General features: G+C 67.4%; 15 protein-coding genes and 2 pseudogenes. 9 read left to right on the top strand and 8 right to left on the bottom strand.

Annotation, left to right across the window (positions count from 1 at the left end):
* Positions 1 to 32: 32 nt before the first annotated feature.
* Positions 33 to 695 (top strand): phosphoribosylformylglycinamidine synthase subunit PurQ, encoded by a 663-nt coding sequence (gene purQ, locus OR37_RS10540; protein ID WP_004619416.1) that lies wholly within the window; start codon positions 33 to 35, stop codon positions 693 to 695.
* A 107-nt stretch (positions 696 to 802) separates the two neighbouring features.
* On the opposite strand, the gene OR37_RS10535 is transcribed toward purQ, so the two are convergent.
* Both OR37_RS10535 and OR37_RS10530 read right to left on the bottom strand, forming a co-directional pair.
* Positions 803 to 1,198, bottom strand: coding sequence for a type II toxin-antitoxin system VapC family toxin (locus tag OR37_RS10535; RefSeq protein ID WP_035017233.1), 396 nt, complete (start codon positions 1,196 to 1,198; stop codon positions 803 to 805).
* A complete protein-coding gene (locus OR37_RS10530; RefSeq protein ID WP_004619411.1) occupies positions 1,198 to 1,461 on the bottom strand; it encodes a type II toxin-antitoxin system VapB family antitoxin in 264 nt (87 codons plus the stop codon). The genes OR37_RS10535 and OR37_RS10530 overlap by 1 nt, the downstream gene beginning before the upstream one ends.
* 191 nt (positions 1,462 to 1,652) lie before the next feature.
* Between OR37_RS10530 and OR37_RS10525 the strand changes: the two genes are divergently transcribed.
* Positions 1,653 to 3,572 carry a CocE/NonD family hydrolase gene (locus OR37_RS10525; RefSeq protein WP_004619409.1) on the top strand — a complete coding sequence of 640 codons (1,920 nt, stop codon included), beginning with the start codon at positions 1,653 to 1,655 and terminating at the stop codon, positions 3,570 to 3,572.
* Between the two features lie 66 nt (positions 3,573 to 3,638).
* Here the strand turns inward: OR37_RS10525 and OR37_RS21805 are convergent, their stop codons facing one another.
* Positions 3,639 to 3,803, bottom strand: a complete 165-nt coding sequence (locus tag OR37_RS21805) for a hypothetical protein (protein WP_004619407.1) — start codon at positions 3,801 to 3,803, stop codon at positions 3,639 to 3,641.
* An 86-nt stretch (positions 3,804 to 3,889) separates the two neighbouring features.
* Entirely contained in the window at positions 3,890 to 4,501 is a 612-nt protein-coding gene (locus OR37_RS10520) for a peptidylprolyl isomerase (protein ID WP_004619405.1), read from the bottom strand.
* Between the two features lie 198 nt (positions 4,502 to 4,699).
* Here OR37_RS10520 and OR37_RS20745 point away from each other — a divergent pair.
* Together OR37_RS20745 and purL are read left to right on the top strand one after the other, a co-directional pair.
* Positions 4,700 to 4,909 (top strand): annotated as a pseudogene (locus OR37_RS20745) (hypothetical protein); the annotation flags it as partial.
* Positions 4,910 to 5,023: 114 nt separating this feature from the next.
* Positions 5,024 to 7,231: a phosphoribosylformylglycinamidine synthase subunit PurL gene (purL, locus tag OR37_RS10510; protein ID WP_004619401.1), complete on the top strand. Its 2,208-nt coding sequence runs from the start codon at positions 5,024 to 5,026 to the stop codon at positions 7,229 to 7,231.
* A 45-nt stretch (positions 7,232 to 7,276) separates the two neighbouring features.
* Here the strand turns inward: purL and OR37_RS10505 are convergent, their stop codons facing one another.
* On the bottom strand, positions 7,277 to 8,209 hold the full coding sequence (locus tag OR37_RS10505) for a M20/M25/M40 family metallo-hydrolase (protein WP_004619399.1): 933 nt from the start codon (positions 8,207 to 8,209) through the stop codon (positions 7,277 to 7,279).
* Positions 8,210 to 8,352: 143 nt separating this feature from the next.
* Between OR37_RS10505 and OR37_RS10500 the strand changes: the two genes are divergently transcribed.
* From OR37_RS10500 to OR37_RS10485, 4 genes are all read left to right on the top strand, one after another.
* Complete coding sequence (locus tag OR37_RS10500) at positions 8,353 to 8,589, top strand: BolA/IbaG family iron-sulfur metabolism protein (protein ID WP_004619397.1); 237 nt, start codon at positions 8,353 to 8,355, stop codon at positions 8,587 to 8,589.
* 10 nt (positions 8,590 to 8,599) lie between these two features.
* The gene (locus tag OR37_RS10495) at positions 8,600 to 9,490 is read left to right on the top strand and encodes a hypothetical protein (protein ID WP_004619396.1); all 891 of its coding nucleotides are present in this window, start codon (positions 8,600 to 8,602) and stop codon (positions 9,488 to 9,490) included.
* Between the two features lie 74 nt (positions 9,491 to 9,564).
* Entirely contained in the window at positions 9,565 to 9,906 is a 342-nt protein-coding gene (gene grxD, locus OR37_RS10490; RefSeq protein ID WP_004619394.1) for a Grx4 family monothiol glutaredoxin, read from the top strand.
* The gene (locus tag OR37_RS10485) at positions 9,903 to 10,319 is read left to right on the top strand and encodes an acyl-CoA thioesterase (protein WP_004619392.1); all 417 of its coding nucleotides are present in this window, start codon (positions 9,903 to 9,905) and stop codon (positions 10,317 to 10,319) included. The genes grxD and OR37_RS10485 overlap by 4 nt, the downstream gene beginning before the upstream one ends.
* On the opposite strand, the gene OR37_RS10480 is transcribed toward OR37_RS10485, so the two are convergent.
* Entirely contained in the window at positions 10,303 to 10,635 is a 333-nt protein-coding gene (locus OR37_RS10480; protein ID WP_235046568.1) for a hypothetical protein, read from the bottom strand. The two genes, OR37_RS10485 and OR37_RS10480, sit on opposite strands and share 17 nt — an antisense overlap.
* A 127-nt stretch (positions 10,636 to 10,762) precedes the next feature.
* Between OR37_RS10480 and OR37_RS10475 the strand changes: the two genes are divergently transcribed.
* Positions 10,763 to 11,902, top strand: coding sequence for a serine hydrolase domain-containing protein (locus OR37_RS10475; RefSeq protein WP_004619388.1), 1,140 nt, complete (start codon positions 10,763 to 10,765; stop codon positions 11,900 to 11,902).
* 4 nt (positions 11,903 to 11,906) lie between these two features.
* Here the strand turns inward: OR37_RS10475 and htpX are convergent, their stop codons facing one another.
* The gene (htpX, locus tag OR37_RS10470; protein WP_004619386.1) at positions 11,907 to 12,827 is read right to left on the bottom strand and encodes a zinc metalloprotease HtpX; all 921 of its coding nucleotides are present in this window, start codon (positions 12,825 to 12,827) and stop codon (positions 11,907 to 11,909) included.
* A gap of 8 nt (positions 12,828 to 12,835) precedes the next feature.
* Positions 12,836 to 12,952: pseudogene (locus OR37_RS22105) on the bottom strand (zf-TFIIB domain-containing protein); the annotation flags it as partial.

The raw sequence follows: 12,952 nt of genomic DNA, 5'->3' as shown, positions 1-12,952 counted from the left end.
ATTCCGTGCGAACGGTGCTACAGGCCCGCGCCATGAAAGCCGCCGTCGTCGTATTCCCCGGTTCGAACTGTGACCGCGACTGCAAGGTCGCCATCGAGCGCTCCGCGGGCGCCCGCGTCGAGATGGTCTGGCACCAGGAAACGGCCTTGCCGGACGACCTGGACCTGATCGTCCTGCCCGGCGGCTTCTCCTACGGCGACTACCTGCGCTGCGGCGCCATGGCGGCCCAGAGCCCGGTCATGAAGGAGGTCGTCGCCGCCGCCGACAAGGGCGTGGCGGTCGTCGGCATCTGCAACGGCTTCCAGGTGCTGACCGAGGTCGGCCTGCTGCCCGGCGCCCTGCTGCGCAACGCCGGCCTCAAGTACGTCTGCAAGCCCGTCGGCCTGGATATCGTCAACGGCCAGACGCGCTTCACCGCCGGCTATGGCGAGCAGCGCGAGGCGGTGATGACCGTCGGCAACGGCGAGGGCAACTACTTCGCCGACGAGGAGACGCTGGACCGCCTGGAGGGCGAGGGCCAGGTGGTGTTCCGCTATCAGGAAAATCCGAACGGCTCGGCCCGCGCCATCGCCGGCATCGTCAACAAGGGCGGCAATGTCCTGGGCCTGATGCCCCACCCCGACCGCGCCTTCGATCCGGACCTGGGCTCCGAGGACGGCGCGGTGCTGTTCCGCAGCATCTTCCAGAGCGCTTGAGCCTTTAGCCTGAAATCGGAATCGATTTCAGGCGTCAAAAAGGCTCTAAATCAAATGTTTAGAGCGTGAGATAAGCTGAAACCGGTTCCCACTTTCAGCCTCACGCTCTAGTAGGCTGCGGCGACCACGTCGGTCTTCGCGAAGTCGTCGCCCTTGAACAGCAGCGGTTCGCCCGTGGCCTTGGCCAAGGCGTAGGCGAAGCTGTCGCCATAGTTTAGGCCAGCCTGATGGCGCGCGCGGCCGTAGGTTTCCAGCGCGTCGGCGGCGAGCAAGGCGTGGGCGGCCGTGACATCGACAACCTTGATCCCGAGCCCCGCGACCACGCGTTCCGCCCAATCGGCCGCGGCGAAGCGGGGAAACCTGCGCGCCAGCACCGCGACATACTCCACATAGGTGGCGGCGGACATCAAACGTGTTTCCGAAGCCAGTATCGCTACGGTCAAGGCGCTGCTTTCTGGTTCGGCGAATTGGATGGCGATCATCGCCGACGTATCAATGACCATCAGCGCGGCAAGCCGTACTCGTCATACATCTCGGCCTCGATCTCTTCGCGCGTGAGGCCCGTGTCGGGGCCATAGTCTTGCGCCCTCATCCAGGCCAGAAATTCCGCCGCCTGGACCTCCGGCGAGGCCGTCGGCGAGGCGCCACGACGCTTCAATTCGTTCTCGGCCGCCATGCGCACGGCATCGGTCAGGCCCAGCCCCGCGCGCTTGGCCAAGTCTCGCACGATCCGGTCGGTTTCAGGATCCTTGATACTGAAGGCCATCTAGAAAACTCCTGATTTCTAGACATTATCACACGCCACGCCCCGTCGCCACCGCGCTGCGGGACACATCCGGAATGATGGAGACGGCGTCCGCCGCCCACGGACGAAAAAGTGGGCTGAACCCGGCTTGTTACAGTGTAGCAGCCTGAAAAACACAGGCCTAAGGTGCCCGCCTTCCAGGAGGGCCTTTCATGAGTCTTGTTTCCACCCTGCGCGCGGGCCTGCTGACCGCCGTGGCCGTCGCCGCCTTCGGCGCGACGCTGGCCAACGCCCAGACCGCGCCCATGACGCCGGACGTCACCGCCAGCAAGTTCGTCCAGACCCAGGTCAATTACGACTACGAAAAGCGCGTCGTGATGATCCCGATGCGCGATGGGACCAAGCTCTACACCGTCATAGTCATCCCCAAGGGCGGCAAGAACCTGCCGATCCTGCTGACCCGCACGCCCTATAACGCCGCCAAGCGCGCCGCGCGCGCCGACAGCCCGCGCATGATCGGCGCCCTGCCCCAGGGCGACGAGGTGTTCGTGGCCGACGGCGGCTATATCCGCGTGTTCCAGGACATCCGCGGCAAGTACGGTTCGGAAGGCGACTATGTGATGACGCGGCCGCTGAAGGGCCCGCTGAATTCGTCCGAGGTCGACCACTCCACCGACGCCTACGACACCATCGACTGGCTGGTGAAGAACGTGCCGGAGACCAACGGCAAGGTCGGGATGCTGGGCAGCTCTTACGAGGGCTTCACCGTGGTGATGGCCCTGGTCAACCCGCACCCGGCCCTGAAGGTCGCCGCGCCGATGAGCCCGATGGTCGACGGCTGGATGGGCGACGACTGGTTCCACCACGGCGCGTTCCGTCAGCCGAACTTCGACTACATCACCGGCCAGACGGGCCAGCACGGTCCCGGCGAGGGCGTTCAGCGCCAGGGCTATGACGACTACAGCAACTTCCTGAAGGAAGGCTCGGCTGGCGACTACGCCAAGAACCACGGCCTCGATCAGCTGCCGTTCTGGAAGAAGGTCAGCGAGCACCCGGCCTACGACAAGTTCTGGAGCGAGCAGGCTCTCGACAAGACCATGGCCGCCCAGCCCCTGAAGGTGCCGACCATGTGGATCCAGGGCCTGTGGGATCAGGAGGACATGTGGGGCGCGGTGCACAGCTACGCCGCCGTCGAGCCCAAGGACGTCAACAACGACAAGAATTACCTCGTGCTGGGCCCCTGGCGGCACAGCCAGGTCAATTACGACGCCTATAACCTCGGGGTCTTCAAGTGGGACGGCGACACCGCCACCCAGTTCCGCCGCGACGTGCTGCGCCCGTTCTTCGACCAGTATCTGAAGGACGGCCCCAAGGCCGACACCCCGCCGGTGCTGATCTACGACCCGGGCCAGAACAAGTGGAACCGCTACGCGACCTGGCCGCAGGGCAAGACCAAGAACCTCTATCTGGAAGCCAATGGCGGCCTCGGCTTCACGCCGCCGGCGGCGGCCAAGGGCGCGGCGGCCTATGACGAGTACGTCTCCGACCCGGCCAAGCCCGTGCCGTACATCCCGCGCCCGCTGCAGTTCAGCGATCGCGGCCGCTGGACGACCTGGCTGGTCAGCGACCAGCGCGGCGTGGTCGATCGTCCCGACGTCGTGACCTACATGACCGAGCCGCTGAAGGAGCCGCTGAAGATCGCCGGCGTGCCGAAGGTCAATCTGGTCGCCTCGACCAGCGGGACCGACAGCGACTGGGTGGTCAAGCTGATCGACGTCTATCCCGACGAGGTTCCCAGCCAGCCGGAGCTCGGCGGCTATCAGCTGGCCGTGGGCATGGACATCTTCCGCGGCCGCTACCGCGAGAGCTTCAGCGATCCCAAGGCGATCAAGCCGAACGCGCCGCTGAAGTACCAGTTCATCCTGCCGACCGCGAACTACACCTTCCAGCCGGGCCACCGGATCATGGTGCAAGTGCAGTCCAGCTGGTTCCCGCTGTACGACCGCAACCCGCAGACCTTCGTGCCGAACATCTTCTTCGCCAAGCCGAGCGACTATGTGAAGGCGACGCAGCGGGTGTTCCATGCCGGCGCCGACGCCAGCTTCATCGAGCTGCCGGTGGTGGAGAAATAGGATCAAACGACAAAAGGGCCGGCGGGTGATCGCCGGCCCTTCCACTACGGAGAGAATGTCTGACGGTCAGCGGTCGCCGCGCCTGACGTTTTCGTCCTGCTGGTTGGCCTGGCCGCCTGGGTTGCGGCCTTGCTCGTTCGGCTTGGGCTGGCCTTGCTGTTGCTGCTGGCCGGGCGCTTGACGCTGCTGGTCTTGCGGTTGCTGTTGCGGATTACGGTTCTGCTCAGCCATCGGGCCTACTCCTTTTGCACAGCGCGCTCGAGACGCACGGGGATAAAACGGCCCCGGACTCGCGCCGTTCCTCCGGCCAAGCCGCCTTATTTCCGGCTAAGCTCAAGGATTTTCACGGGTTTCTCGATGATCTGCCCCTTCATGTAGGGATCGTCGGCCTGGCTGATCGTCGGCGCGTCGTGAATGGCGCGGACCACGTCCATGCCCTCGACCACCCGCCCGAAGGCCGCGAAGCCCTGGCCGTCCTTGTTGCGCGCGCCGCCGTAGTCGAGGGCGGGATTGTCGCCCAGGCAGATGAAGAACTCCGAGGTGGCCGAGCCCGGCTTGTCGCGCGCCATCGAGATCGTTCCGTCGACATGGCGCAGGCCCGTGGCTTTTGTCGTCTCGTGGGCGATCGGCGGCAGATGCGCGCCGGCGTCGCCGAGTCCGCCCTGGATGACGCTGATGGTGGCCGGGTTGTTGTCGTTCCTGGGCGAGACCGTCCGATAGAAGGTCCCGCCCTTCATCAGTCCCTGGTCGGCATAGGCCAGGAAATTGGCGACGGTAATCGGGGCCTGGTCGGGATAGAGCGCCAGGACGATCGTCCCCTTCTCGGTGACCAGCCGAACGCGAACCTCGCGCGGCTTTCGGCCGGCGGCGCCCAGCGGGACGGCGGCCAGGCCGGCGACCAGGGCGCGGCGATCAAGGCGTTGGATCATCGAATCCTCCCGAAACATTCAGCCAGCATGGCGCCGCCGCGCGCAAAAAGCTTTCGCCGCGCAGGGGAGAAACGGCAAGACGTATCGCGGCCCAGGGGAGTGCGCTGGAAGGCGGCTTTCACGGCTCTAACGTGCTTGCAAAGCAAAAGGTGGGGGGCGCGGCCGTCGAGGTCATCGAGGCCGCGTAATTGCGACGTCATGGCCGACGCCGAAATTCGGTTTCCAGAGACCTATGTCAGCGGCGTGCCCGTCTGGGCCAGGCGCCGCAAGCGCCAGAGCGGTCTGGCCAGCGCCCTGTCGCGCGTGGTCATCGCCCTGCTGGCCCTGTTTGGCGGCATGGTGCTGGGCGTTTCGCTGCGGGTGGGCTCGGTCACCAAGGGCGGCGCCGTCATCGACCGCTGGATCGCCAAGGGCCAGGTCGAGTACACAAAAGCGCTGGAGCAGGCGCGCGCCAGCCAGAAGTCCTGACCGGCGCCGACTGGCTGTAGCGGAATCTGACCGACCGGGTTAGAAGGCGCGCCCATGAGCACGCCCCAAAAGCCCATGGCCGAATTGGCCGCCGAGTTCGGCCTGAAACCCGCCGAATATGACGTCGTCCTCAAGCGCCTGGGCCGCGAGCCCAACCTGGTGGAGCTGGGTGTATTCTCGGTCATGTGGTCCGAGCACTGCTCGTACAAGTCGTCCAAGAACCAGCTGAAGAAGTTCCCGATCAGCGGTCCGCGCGTGATCTGCGGTCCCGGCGAGAACGCCGGCGTCATCGACATCGGCGACGGGGACGCCATCATCTTCAAGATGGAGAGCCACAACCACCCCTCGTACATCGAGCCCTATCAGGGCGCGGCGACGGGCGTGGGCGGCATCATGCGGGACGTCTTCACGATGGGCGCGAGGCCGATCGCCCTGCTGAACGCCCTGCGCTTCGGCGAGCCGGACCATCCCAAGACCAAACGCCTGGTGGATGGCGTGGTCGCCGGCATCGCTGGCTATGGCAACTGCGTGGGCGTGCCCACGGTCGCCGGCGAGACCAACTTCCACAAGGGCTACAACGGCAACATCCTGGTCAACGCCATGTGCGTGGGCCTGGCCAAGGCCGACAGCATCTTCTACTCGGCCGCTCCGGGTCCGGGCCTGGCGGTCGTCTATTTCGGCTCCAAGACCGGCCGCGACGGCATCCACGGCGCGACCATGTCCTCGACCGAGTTCACCGAGGACTCGGAAGAGAAGCGTCCCACTGTCCAGGTCGGCGACCCCTTCGCCGAGAAGCTGCTGATCGAGGCGACCCTTGAGCTGATGGCCACCGGCGCGGTCGCCGCCATCCAGGACATGGGCGCGGCCGGCCTGACCTCCTCGTCGGTCGAGATGGCCGGCAAGGGCGGCGTCGGCATCGAGCTGAACATGGACATGGTCCCGCAGCGCGAAGAGGGCATGACCGCCTATGAGATGATGCTGTCGGAAAGCCAGGAGCGGATGCTGGCGGTCCTGAAGCCGGGCCGCGAGCAGGACGGCCACGCCATCTTCGAGAAGTGGGGCCTGGATGCCGCCGTCATCGGCCACACCACCGACACCGGCCGCCTGGTGCTCAAGCACCACGGCGAGACGGTCTGCGACGTGCCGCTGGCCCCGCTGTTCGATGACGCGCCGCTGTATGACCGCCCCTGGGTCCAGCCGGCCCTGCAGCCGCGCCTCGACCCGGCCACCATCCCCGCCCCGACCGACTGGACCCAGGCGGTGCTGAAGGTTGTCGGCTGCCCTGACATGGCCTCCAAGCGCTGGCTGTGGGAGCAGTACGACCGCCACGTGATGGCCGACACGCTGGAAGACAGCGCCACCGGCTGCGACGCCGGCATCGTCCGCATCCACGGCACGGGCAAGGCCATCGCCGTCACCAGCGACTGCACGCCGCGCTACGTCCAGGCCGACCCCTACGAGGGCGGCAAGCAGGCGGTGGCGGAAGCCTGGCGCAACCTGACGGCCGCCGGCGCCCTGCCCATCGCCATCACCGACAACCTGAACTTCGGCAGCCCCGAAAAGCCCGAGACCATGGGCCAGATCGTCCGCGCCACCGACGGCATGGCCGAGGCCTGCCGCGCGCTGGACTTCCCGGTCGTGTCCGGGAACGTGTCGCTCTACAACGAGACCAACGGCGTCGCCATTCCGCCGACCCCGACCGTCGGCGCCGTGGGCTTGCTGGAGGACTACGACCTGCGCACGGGCTTCGGCAACGTGGCCGAGGGCGATGCGCTGGTGCTGATCGGCGAGACGCGCGGCGAGCTGGGCGCCTCGATCTATCTGCGCGAGATGCTCGGCCGCGAGGACGGCGCCCCGCCGCCGGTCGACCTAGCGCTCGAGCGCAAGAACGGCGATTTCGTGCGCGGCCTGATCAGCTCGGGCCTCGTCGCCGGCGTCCATGACCTGTCGGACGGCGGTCTTCTTGTCGCCGCGGCCGATATCGCCCTGGCCAGCCAGGTCGGCGTCAGCCTGAACGCCACCAGCGCGGACCACGCCCACCCGTACCTGTTCGGCGAGGACCAGGCCCGCTACCTGATCGCCACGCCCGATCCCGACGCGGTGCTGGAAGCAGCCCAGGCCGCCGGCGTTCACGCCAGCCTGGCCGGCGTGGCGGGCGGCGAGGCCTTCGCTTCCGCCGGCCTGTTCAGCATCCCGCTGGCGGCCCTGCGCACGGCCCACGAAGCCTGGCTGCCGGGCTACATGAACGCGCCGAAGGCTTGATCCCGGCGCTGGCCCGGCGGCGTCGCCGGGCCCCTTCGCCGGGCTCTAGCGACCTGACGCCTTGGCGATCTGGTCCAGGTCGCGATCGAACGCCAGGCTGGCCTCGACCACCGTCGCCACGGAGCGTTTGAAGAAGTCCTTCGGCACGGTGGCGAAATCGTCGGTGGGCTTGTGGTATTCGGGGTGGTCCTCGACCCCGAAATAGACCCAGGGCACGCCCTTCTCACCGAAGGCATAGTGGTCGGACTGGTTGGTCCAGTTGTTCTGCTTGCCGGCCGCGTCGGTGTCGTGCCCCTGCTTCAGCGAGACCGGGGCCTTGGCGGCGACCGCGTCCAGCACCGGCTTGAGGAACGGGAACGGCGTCGCCCCGGCGACATAGAGCTCGTTCTTCGGATTCTTGCTCAGCATGTCGAAATTTACGTCCAGCGCCACGCCGCTCAGCGGGATCGGCGGCGCGGCGACGAAGGCGCGCGCGCCGCGCAAGCCGCTTTCCTCGGCGTCGACCACCGCCAGGATCACGTCGTGCTTGGGCGGATGGGCCTTGAACGCCTCGGCCACGGCCAGCAGGCCCGCCACGCCCGAGGCGTTGTCGTCGGCGCCGTTGTAGATCTCGCCGTTGCGGACGCCCAGATGGTCGTAATGGGCCGAGACGACCATCGCCTTGCCGCCGACGGTCCCCTTGATCCGCGCCACCAGGTTGACGCCCCTGATATTAGTCCCGTCGCGCTTGGCGAACTCGAACGGCTGCTCGAAGCTCGCGCCGATCGGCGCGACGCCGATCTCGGCGAAGCGCGACAGGATGTAGGCCCGGGCCTTCTCCGACCCCGGCGTGCCGGGCGCCCGGCCTTGCATGTCGTCGGCCGACAGGACGCGGACGTCGTCGAGAGCCTTGTCGCCCGGCGCTGCGAAGGCGGACGCGGCGCTCGCCAGCACGACGAGGGCGGCCGCCAGGAAGATGGCGCGAGATTTATGGGTCATGGCGCCTACATGCCGTGCGTTGGACGGACATTTCAATTAAATCCGAGGCGTCGCGCGACGAACGTCGCTCGCGCACAGCGTGCATATGTCTGTTCTTAAGAAATCCAGGCCAAATTGGCCGTCGAAGGATCGGAGCGTCCCCCGTGCCCATGTCACACGCCGAACTCGAGGCCCGCCTCGCCGCGGCCTTTCCCGACTCCGAGATCGTGCTGACCGATCTGGCCGGCGACAACGACCACTGGAAGGCGCGCATCGTCTCGCCGGCCTTCAAGGGCCTGCCGCGCGTGCGCCAGCATCAACTAGTCAACAAGGCGCTGGCCGACGTGCTGGGGGGGACGCTGCACGCCCTGGCGCTCGAAACCGCCGCCCCCGCCGAATAGGAGCCGACGGGTGCGCTATCGTCCCTTCGGAACCACGGACATGGCGGTCTCGGCGCTGACCCTGCGCCTGGTCGATAGCGAATCCCCGCGCGCCAGCGACTGGCGCGACCTCGTCTTCACCGCGCTGGAATGCGGCATCAACAGTTTCCAGGTCGAGGGTGAGTCGCCCGCGATGCTCGCCGGCCTGGGCGAGGCCTTCGCCTCGGTCGAGCGCCGACTGCTGTTTTTGACCTGGCGCGTGCGCGACGACGGGACCGCCATGGACCACCAGACCATCGAGCGCCTGGTCGGCGGGGCGTTCGAAGGCCTAGGGTTGGACTATCTCGACTTGGTGCTGATCAACGACCCGCGAGCCCCGCGCCTCGCCCCCGCGTTCGAGGCGGGCTTGCGCTCGCTGCACCAGAGCCGCGCCGTCAGAGGCCTGGGCATAGCCAGCCGAGGCGACATCGACCCCAGCCTGATGCGGAACGGCATGGTCACGGCGATCTCCTCGCCGTTCAACCTGTCGTCCGGCTGGGCCGAACGCCACCGCATCCGCAGCGCCGCCCAGGCCGACTACGCCGTCATCGGCGAGGACTTCTGGCCACAGGCCCTGCGCGAGGGCGGCGAGAGCGCCCCGCGCAAGCCCTCGCTGTGGCGACGCCGCACCGACCCGCTGGCCGATGTCGGCGGCTACGAGTTCCTGCACGGCACGCCCGGCTGGAGCGGCGAGGAAATCTGCCTCGGCTACGCCCTGACCGAGCCGTCGCTGGCCACCGTGCGGATCACCGCCGACCGGCCGGCCGAGGTCGAACGCCTGGCGGCCGTGGTCGAGCGCGACCTGCCCAATGGCGTCTGCGCCCAGATCGAGATGGCCCGCTTTTCCGCCCAGGAACGCGAGAAGGCCGCCGGCCGCGACTGAGCGTCTCCGCGCCGCACTTGACCCCGGGGTTTCTGGCGCCTAGCTGAAGGCTTCCGCCAGGGATCCGTATTTCCATGACCGACGTCGCCTCCTCCCCCGCCCTCGACTTCATCGCCAAGACCGTGGCCGAACATCCGGTCGTGGTGTTCATGAAGGGCGTGCCGGACCAGCCGCGCTGCGGCTTCTCGTCGGTCGTCGTCCAGATCCTCGACCACCTGGGCGTCGAGTTCATCGGCGTCGACGTGCTGCAGGACGACGAGCTGCGCCAGGGGATCAAGACCTTCACCGACTGGCCGACCATTCCGCAGCTCTATGTGAAGGGCGAATTCGTCGGCGGCAGCGACATCGTCCGCGAGATGTTCCAGTCCGGCGAGCTGAAGACGTTCCTGATCGAACAGGGCGTCCTGGCCGCGTGAAGCTCTTCGAGCCGCCACGCGACGCCTTCTCCCTGACCTTCCAGCCCAAGGCGTCGGACATCGACGCCAACGGGCACGTCAACAACGTCGTCTATCTATCCTGGATCCAGGACCTGGCCATCGCCCATTGGGAAGCCTGGACCAGCGACGAACAGCGCGCGCCCTGGACCTGGGTCTGCCGCCGCCACGAGGTCGATTACCGCCGCGAGCTGCTGCCGGGCGAGACCGCCACCGGCTACACCTGGGTCGGCGAACTGAAGGGCCCGCGCTTCGAGCGCTACGCCCGGATCGACGGCCCCGACGGCGAGATGTGCGCCCAGAGCCGCACCGACTGGGTGCTGATCGACATCGCCGCCAAGCGGCCCGCGCGGGTGCTGCCCTGGATGGTCGAACGGTTCACGCCGAAGGCCTGAGCACCGGATTGGCGATGACGATCCGGTCGGCGCGCGTGAGCCCAAGCTCTTCGTAGCTGAAAGCCAGATCCGCCGCGCTTGGCGTCCCCTTGCAGGTCTCCAGCCGCCGTCGGGCGAAGGCGACCACCGCTTGGCCGGCCTGACGATCGACGCGGAAGACGAAGTCGGCCTTCGCCGCGCAGCCGTTCGACCTCACACGCAGCGTCAGCCCGCTGGCCCCGGCGTCGACCGCCAGCAAGGGTTCAAGCCCCGGCCAGTGCTCGGCCGGCGCGCCGGCGAGGCGGACAGGCGCGGCCGCGCAGCCGGCCAAGGACATCGCCGCCCCAGACAACACAAAACCTCTGCGGGAGACACCGACGCTCATCGACCTCTGTACGAACCGCTCAAGTTCGGATGAAGATCGCCCAGCGCTGGCGCGCTGACCAGCCTCTGGGGGGTTTGTTATGTGTCTTCGTTCCGTGTTCCTCGCCGCGGCCGTCGTTAGCGCCATCGCCGCGCCCGCGATAGCGTCGCCCGACTATCGGCAACTGGACGCCGAGATCGAGCGGCTGAGGCTGGCGGGCAAGATCCCGGGGGTCGCTGTCGCCGTCGTCGAGAACGGCCAGCTCGTTCACGTCGTCACGAAGGGCGCGCGCGACGCCAAGGGCGATCCGCTGACGCCCCACACGATCATGTATGCCGCCTCGATCACCAAGGCGACCTTCGCCTACTACCTGATGATGCTGGTCGACGATGGCAAGCTGAACCTCGACACGCCGATCGCCGACTATCTGCCCAAGCCCCTGCCCGACTATCCGAGGTACGCGGATCTGGCGGGCGACCCGCGCTGGCGGAAGATCACCCCGCGCATGCTGATGACCCATTCGGCCGGCTTTCCGAACTTCCGCTGGCTGAACCGCGACGAAAAGCTCGACATCAAGTTCGACCCGGGAACCGCCTACGCCTACTCCGGCGAAGGCATCAACCTGATGCAGTTCGTGCTGGAAGAGGGTCTCGGCCTGAAGGTCGGCGAAGAGATCGATCGCCGGATTTTCCAGCCCTTGGGCATGAGCCGCTCGAGCCTGGTCTGGCGCGCGGACTTCGCCGGCGACCTAGCCGACGGGATCAAGGAGGACGGTCAGTGGGAACCGCACGACGACCGTTCGTCGGTCAAGGCGGCGGGCTCGCTGGACACCACGATCACCGATCTTGGCAAGCTGTCGGCGGCGATGGTCTCCGGCTGGGGGCTCTCGGCCAAGAGCGCGTCGGAATGGATCAAGGTCAGCCTGCCGATCGCCAGCGCCCATCAGTTCCCGACATTCGGCCTGAAGGCGAACCCGGAAAACGCCAAGATCGGCCTGGGCGCTGGGATCGGGGTGGTCGTCCATGACGGTCCGCAGGGCCGCGTCTTCTACAAGGGCGGCCATAACGACATCACCGACAACCAAATGGTCTGCGTCGAGCGGAGCAAGCGTTGCGTCGTCGTGCTGACAAACAGCGGCGTCGGCCAGCGGATCATCCCGGCGATCGTCAAGGCGGCGCTGGGCGAGACCGGCCAGCCCTGGGGTTGGGAATACAACCCGATCCTGCCGATCTCGCCCTAGATTGTCAGCCCCAGGGGCCCGCGCCGGCGGACGTCGTGACCGGCGTCGGTCGCCGCGCCGTCGTTCCCTGCCCCACGCCCAGGCGCATCAGGGCCTCGACGCGGTTGTGAGTGGCCGGGTGGGTGGAGAACAGGCTGTCGGCGCCCTTCCCGTTCAGCGGGTTGATGATGAACATGTGCGCCGTGGCCGGATTGCGCTCGGCCTCGTAGTTCACATAGCCTCCCCGGGCATAGGCCTCGATCTTCTCGAGGGCGCGGGCCAGGGCGGCGGGGTCGCCGCCGATCCCCGCGCCGACGCGGTCGGCCTCGTACTCGCGGGCGCGGCTGATGGCCATCTGCACCAGCATGGCGGCGATCGGGGCCAGCAGGGCGACGGCGATCGCGCCCACCACGCCGCCCGGCCGCTCCTCGTCGCGCGAGCCGCCCAGGAAGAAGGCGAAATTGGCCAAGGCCGAGATCGCGCCGGCGATGGTGGCCGTCACCGTCATGGTCAAGGTGTCGCGGTTCTTCACGTGGGCCAGCTCGTGGGCCATCACGCCGCGGATCTCGTCGCGGGTCAGCAGGGAGAGCAGGCCCGTGGTCGCCGCGACCGCCGCGTGGTCGGGGTCCCGGCCGGTGGCGAAGGCGTTGGGCTGGTCGCTGTCAATGATCATCACGCGCGGACGCGGCAGACCGGCCTTGGCGGCCATCTCGACCACGTCGGCGGCGTAGGCGCGGACCAGCGGCTCGGGATGGCGCTCGTCGACCTCGACCGCGCCATAGGTCCGCAGCACGATCTTGTCGGCGTTCCAGTACGAGAAGGCGTTCAGCGCCACGGCGATGGCCAGGGCGATCAGCATCCCGGTCGGTCCGCCGATCAGATAGCCCGCGCCCATGAAGAGCGCCGTCAGGCCCGCCAGCAACATATAGGTCTTGAAGTGATTCATGATCGTGATCAGTCGAAGATGTCGAAAAGGTCGAAGCGCTTCTTCTTTTGGTGGCCGTAGCGTCCGTAGCGGCGATAGCGATCATCGTCGTCATCGTCATGGCGCTTGTGGTGGTCGAGGTGGTG

It is taken from the genome of Caulobacter vibrioides OR37 (genome assembly GCF_000372645.1).
Taxonomy (GTDB): Bacteria; Pseudomonadota; Alphaproteobacteria; order Caulobacterales; family Caulobacteraceae; genus Caulobacter; species Caulobacter vibrioides_E.
This window is presented reverse-complemented; position numbering and strand designations above follow the sequence as displayed.

What these genes read in the sequence shown, in the direction of transcription:
- purL (WP_004619401.1), top strand. Translation starts at nt 5,024, where the DNA reads ATGAGCACGCCCCAAAAGCCCATGGCCGAATTGGCCGCCGAGTTCGGC.
- grxD (WP_004619394.1), top strand. Translation starts at nt 9,565, where the DNA reads ATGACCGACGTCGCCTCCTCCCCCGCCCTCGACTTCATCGCCAAGACC.
- purQ (WP_004619416.1), top strand. Translation starts at nt 33, where the DNA reads ATGAAAGCCGCCGTCGTCGTATTCCCCGGTTCGAACTGTGACCGCGAC.
- OR37_RS10530 (WP_004619411.1), bottom strand. Translation starts at nt 1,461, where the DNA reads ATGGCCTTCAGTATCAAGGATCCTGAAACCGACCGGATCGTGCGAGAC.
- htpX (WP_004619386.1), bottom strand. Translation starts at nt 12,827, where the DNA reads ATGAATCACTTCAAGACCTATATGTTGCTGGCGGGCCTGACGGCGCTC.
- OR37_RS10475 (WP_004619388.1), top strand. Translation starts at nt 10,763, where the DNA reads ATGTGTCTTCGTTCCGTGTTCCTCGCCGCGGCCGTCGTTAGCGCCATC.
- OR37_RS10525 (WP_004619409.1), top strand. Translation starts at nt 1,653, where the DNA reads ATGAGTCTTGTTTCCACCCTGCGCGCGGGCCTGCTGACCGCCGTGGCC.
- OR37_RS10505 (WP_004619399.1), bottom strand. Translation starts at nt 8,209, where the DNA reads ATGACCCATAAATCTCGCGCCATCTTCCTGGCGGCCGCCCTCGTCGTG.
- OR37_RS10535 (WP_035017233.1), bottom strand. Translation starts at nt 1,198, where the DNA reads ATGGTCATTGATACGTCGGCGATGATCGCCATCCAATTCGCCGAACCA.
- OR37_RS10480 (WP_235046568.1), bottom strand. Translation starts at nt 10,635, where the DNA reads ATGTCCTTGGCCGGCTGCGCGGCCGCGCCTGTCCGCCTCGCCGGCGCG.
- OR37_RS21805 (WP_004619407.1), bottom strand. Translation starts at nt 3,803, where the DNA reads ATGGCTGAGCAGAACCGTAATCCGCAACAGCAACCGCAAGACCAGCAG.
- OR37_RS10520 (WP_004619405.1), bottom strand. Translation starts at nt 4,501, where the DNA reads ATGATCCAACGCCTTGATCGCCGCGCCCTGGTCGCCGGCCTGGCCGCC.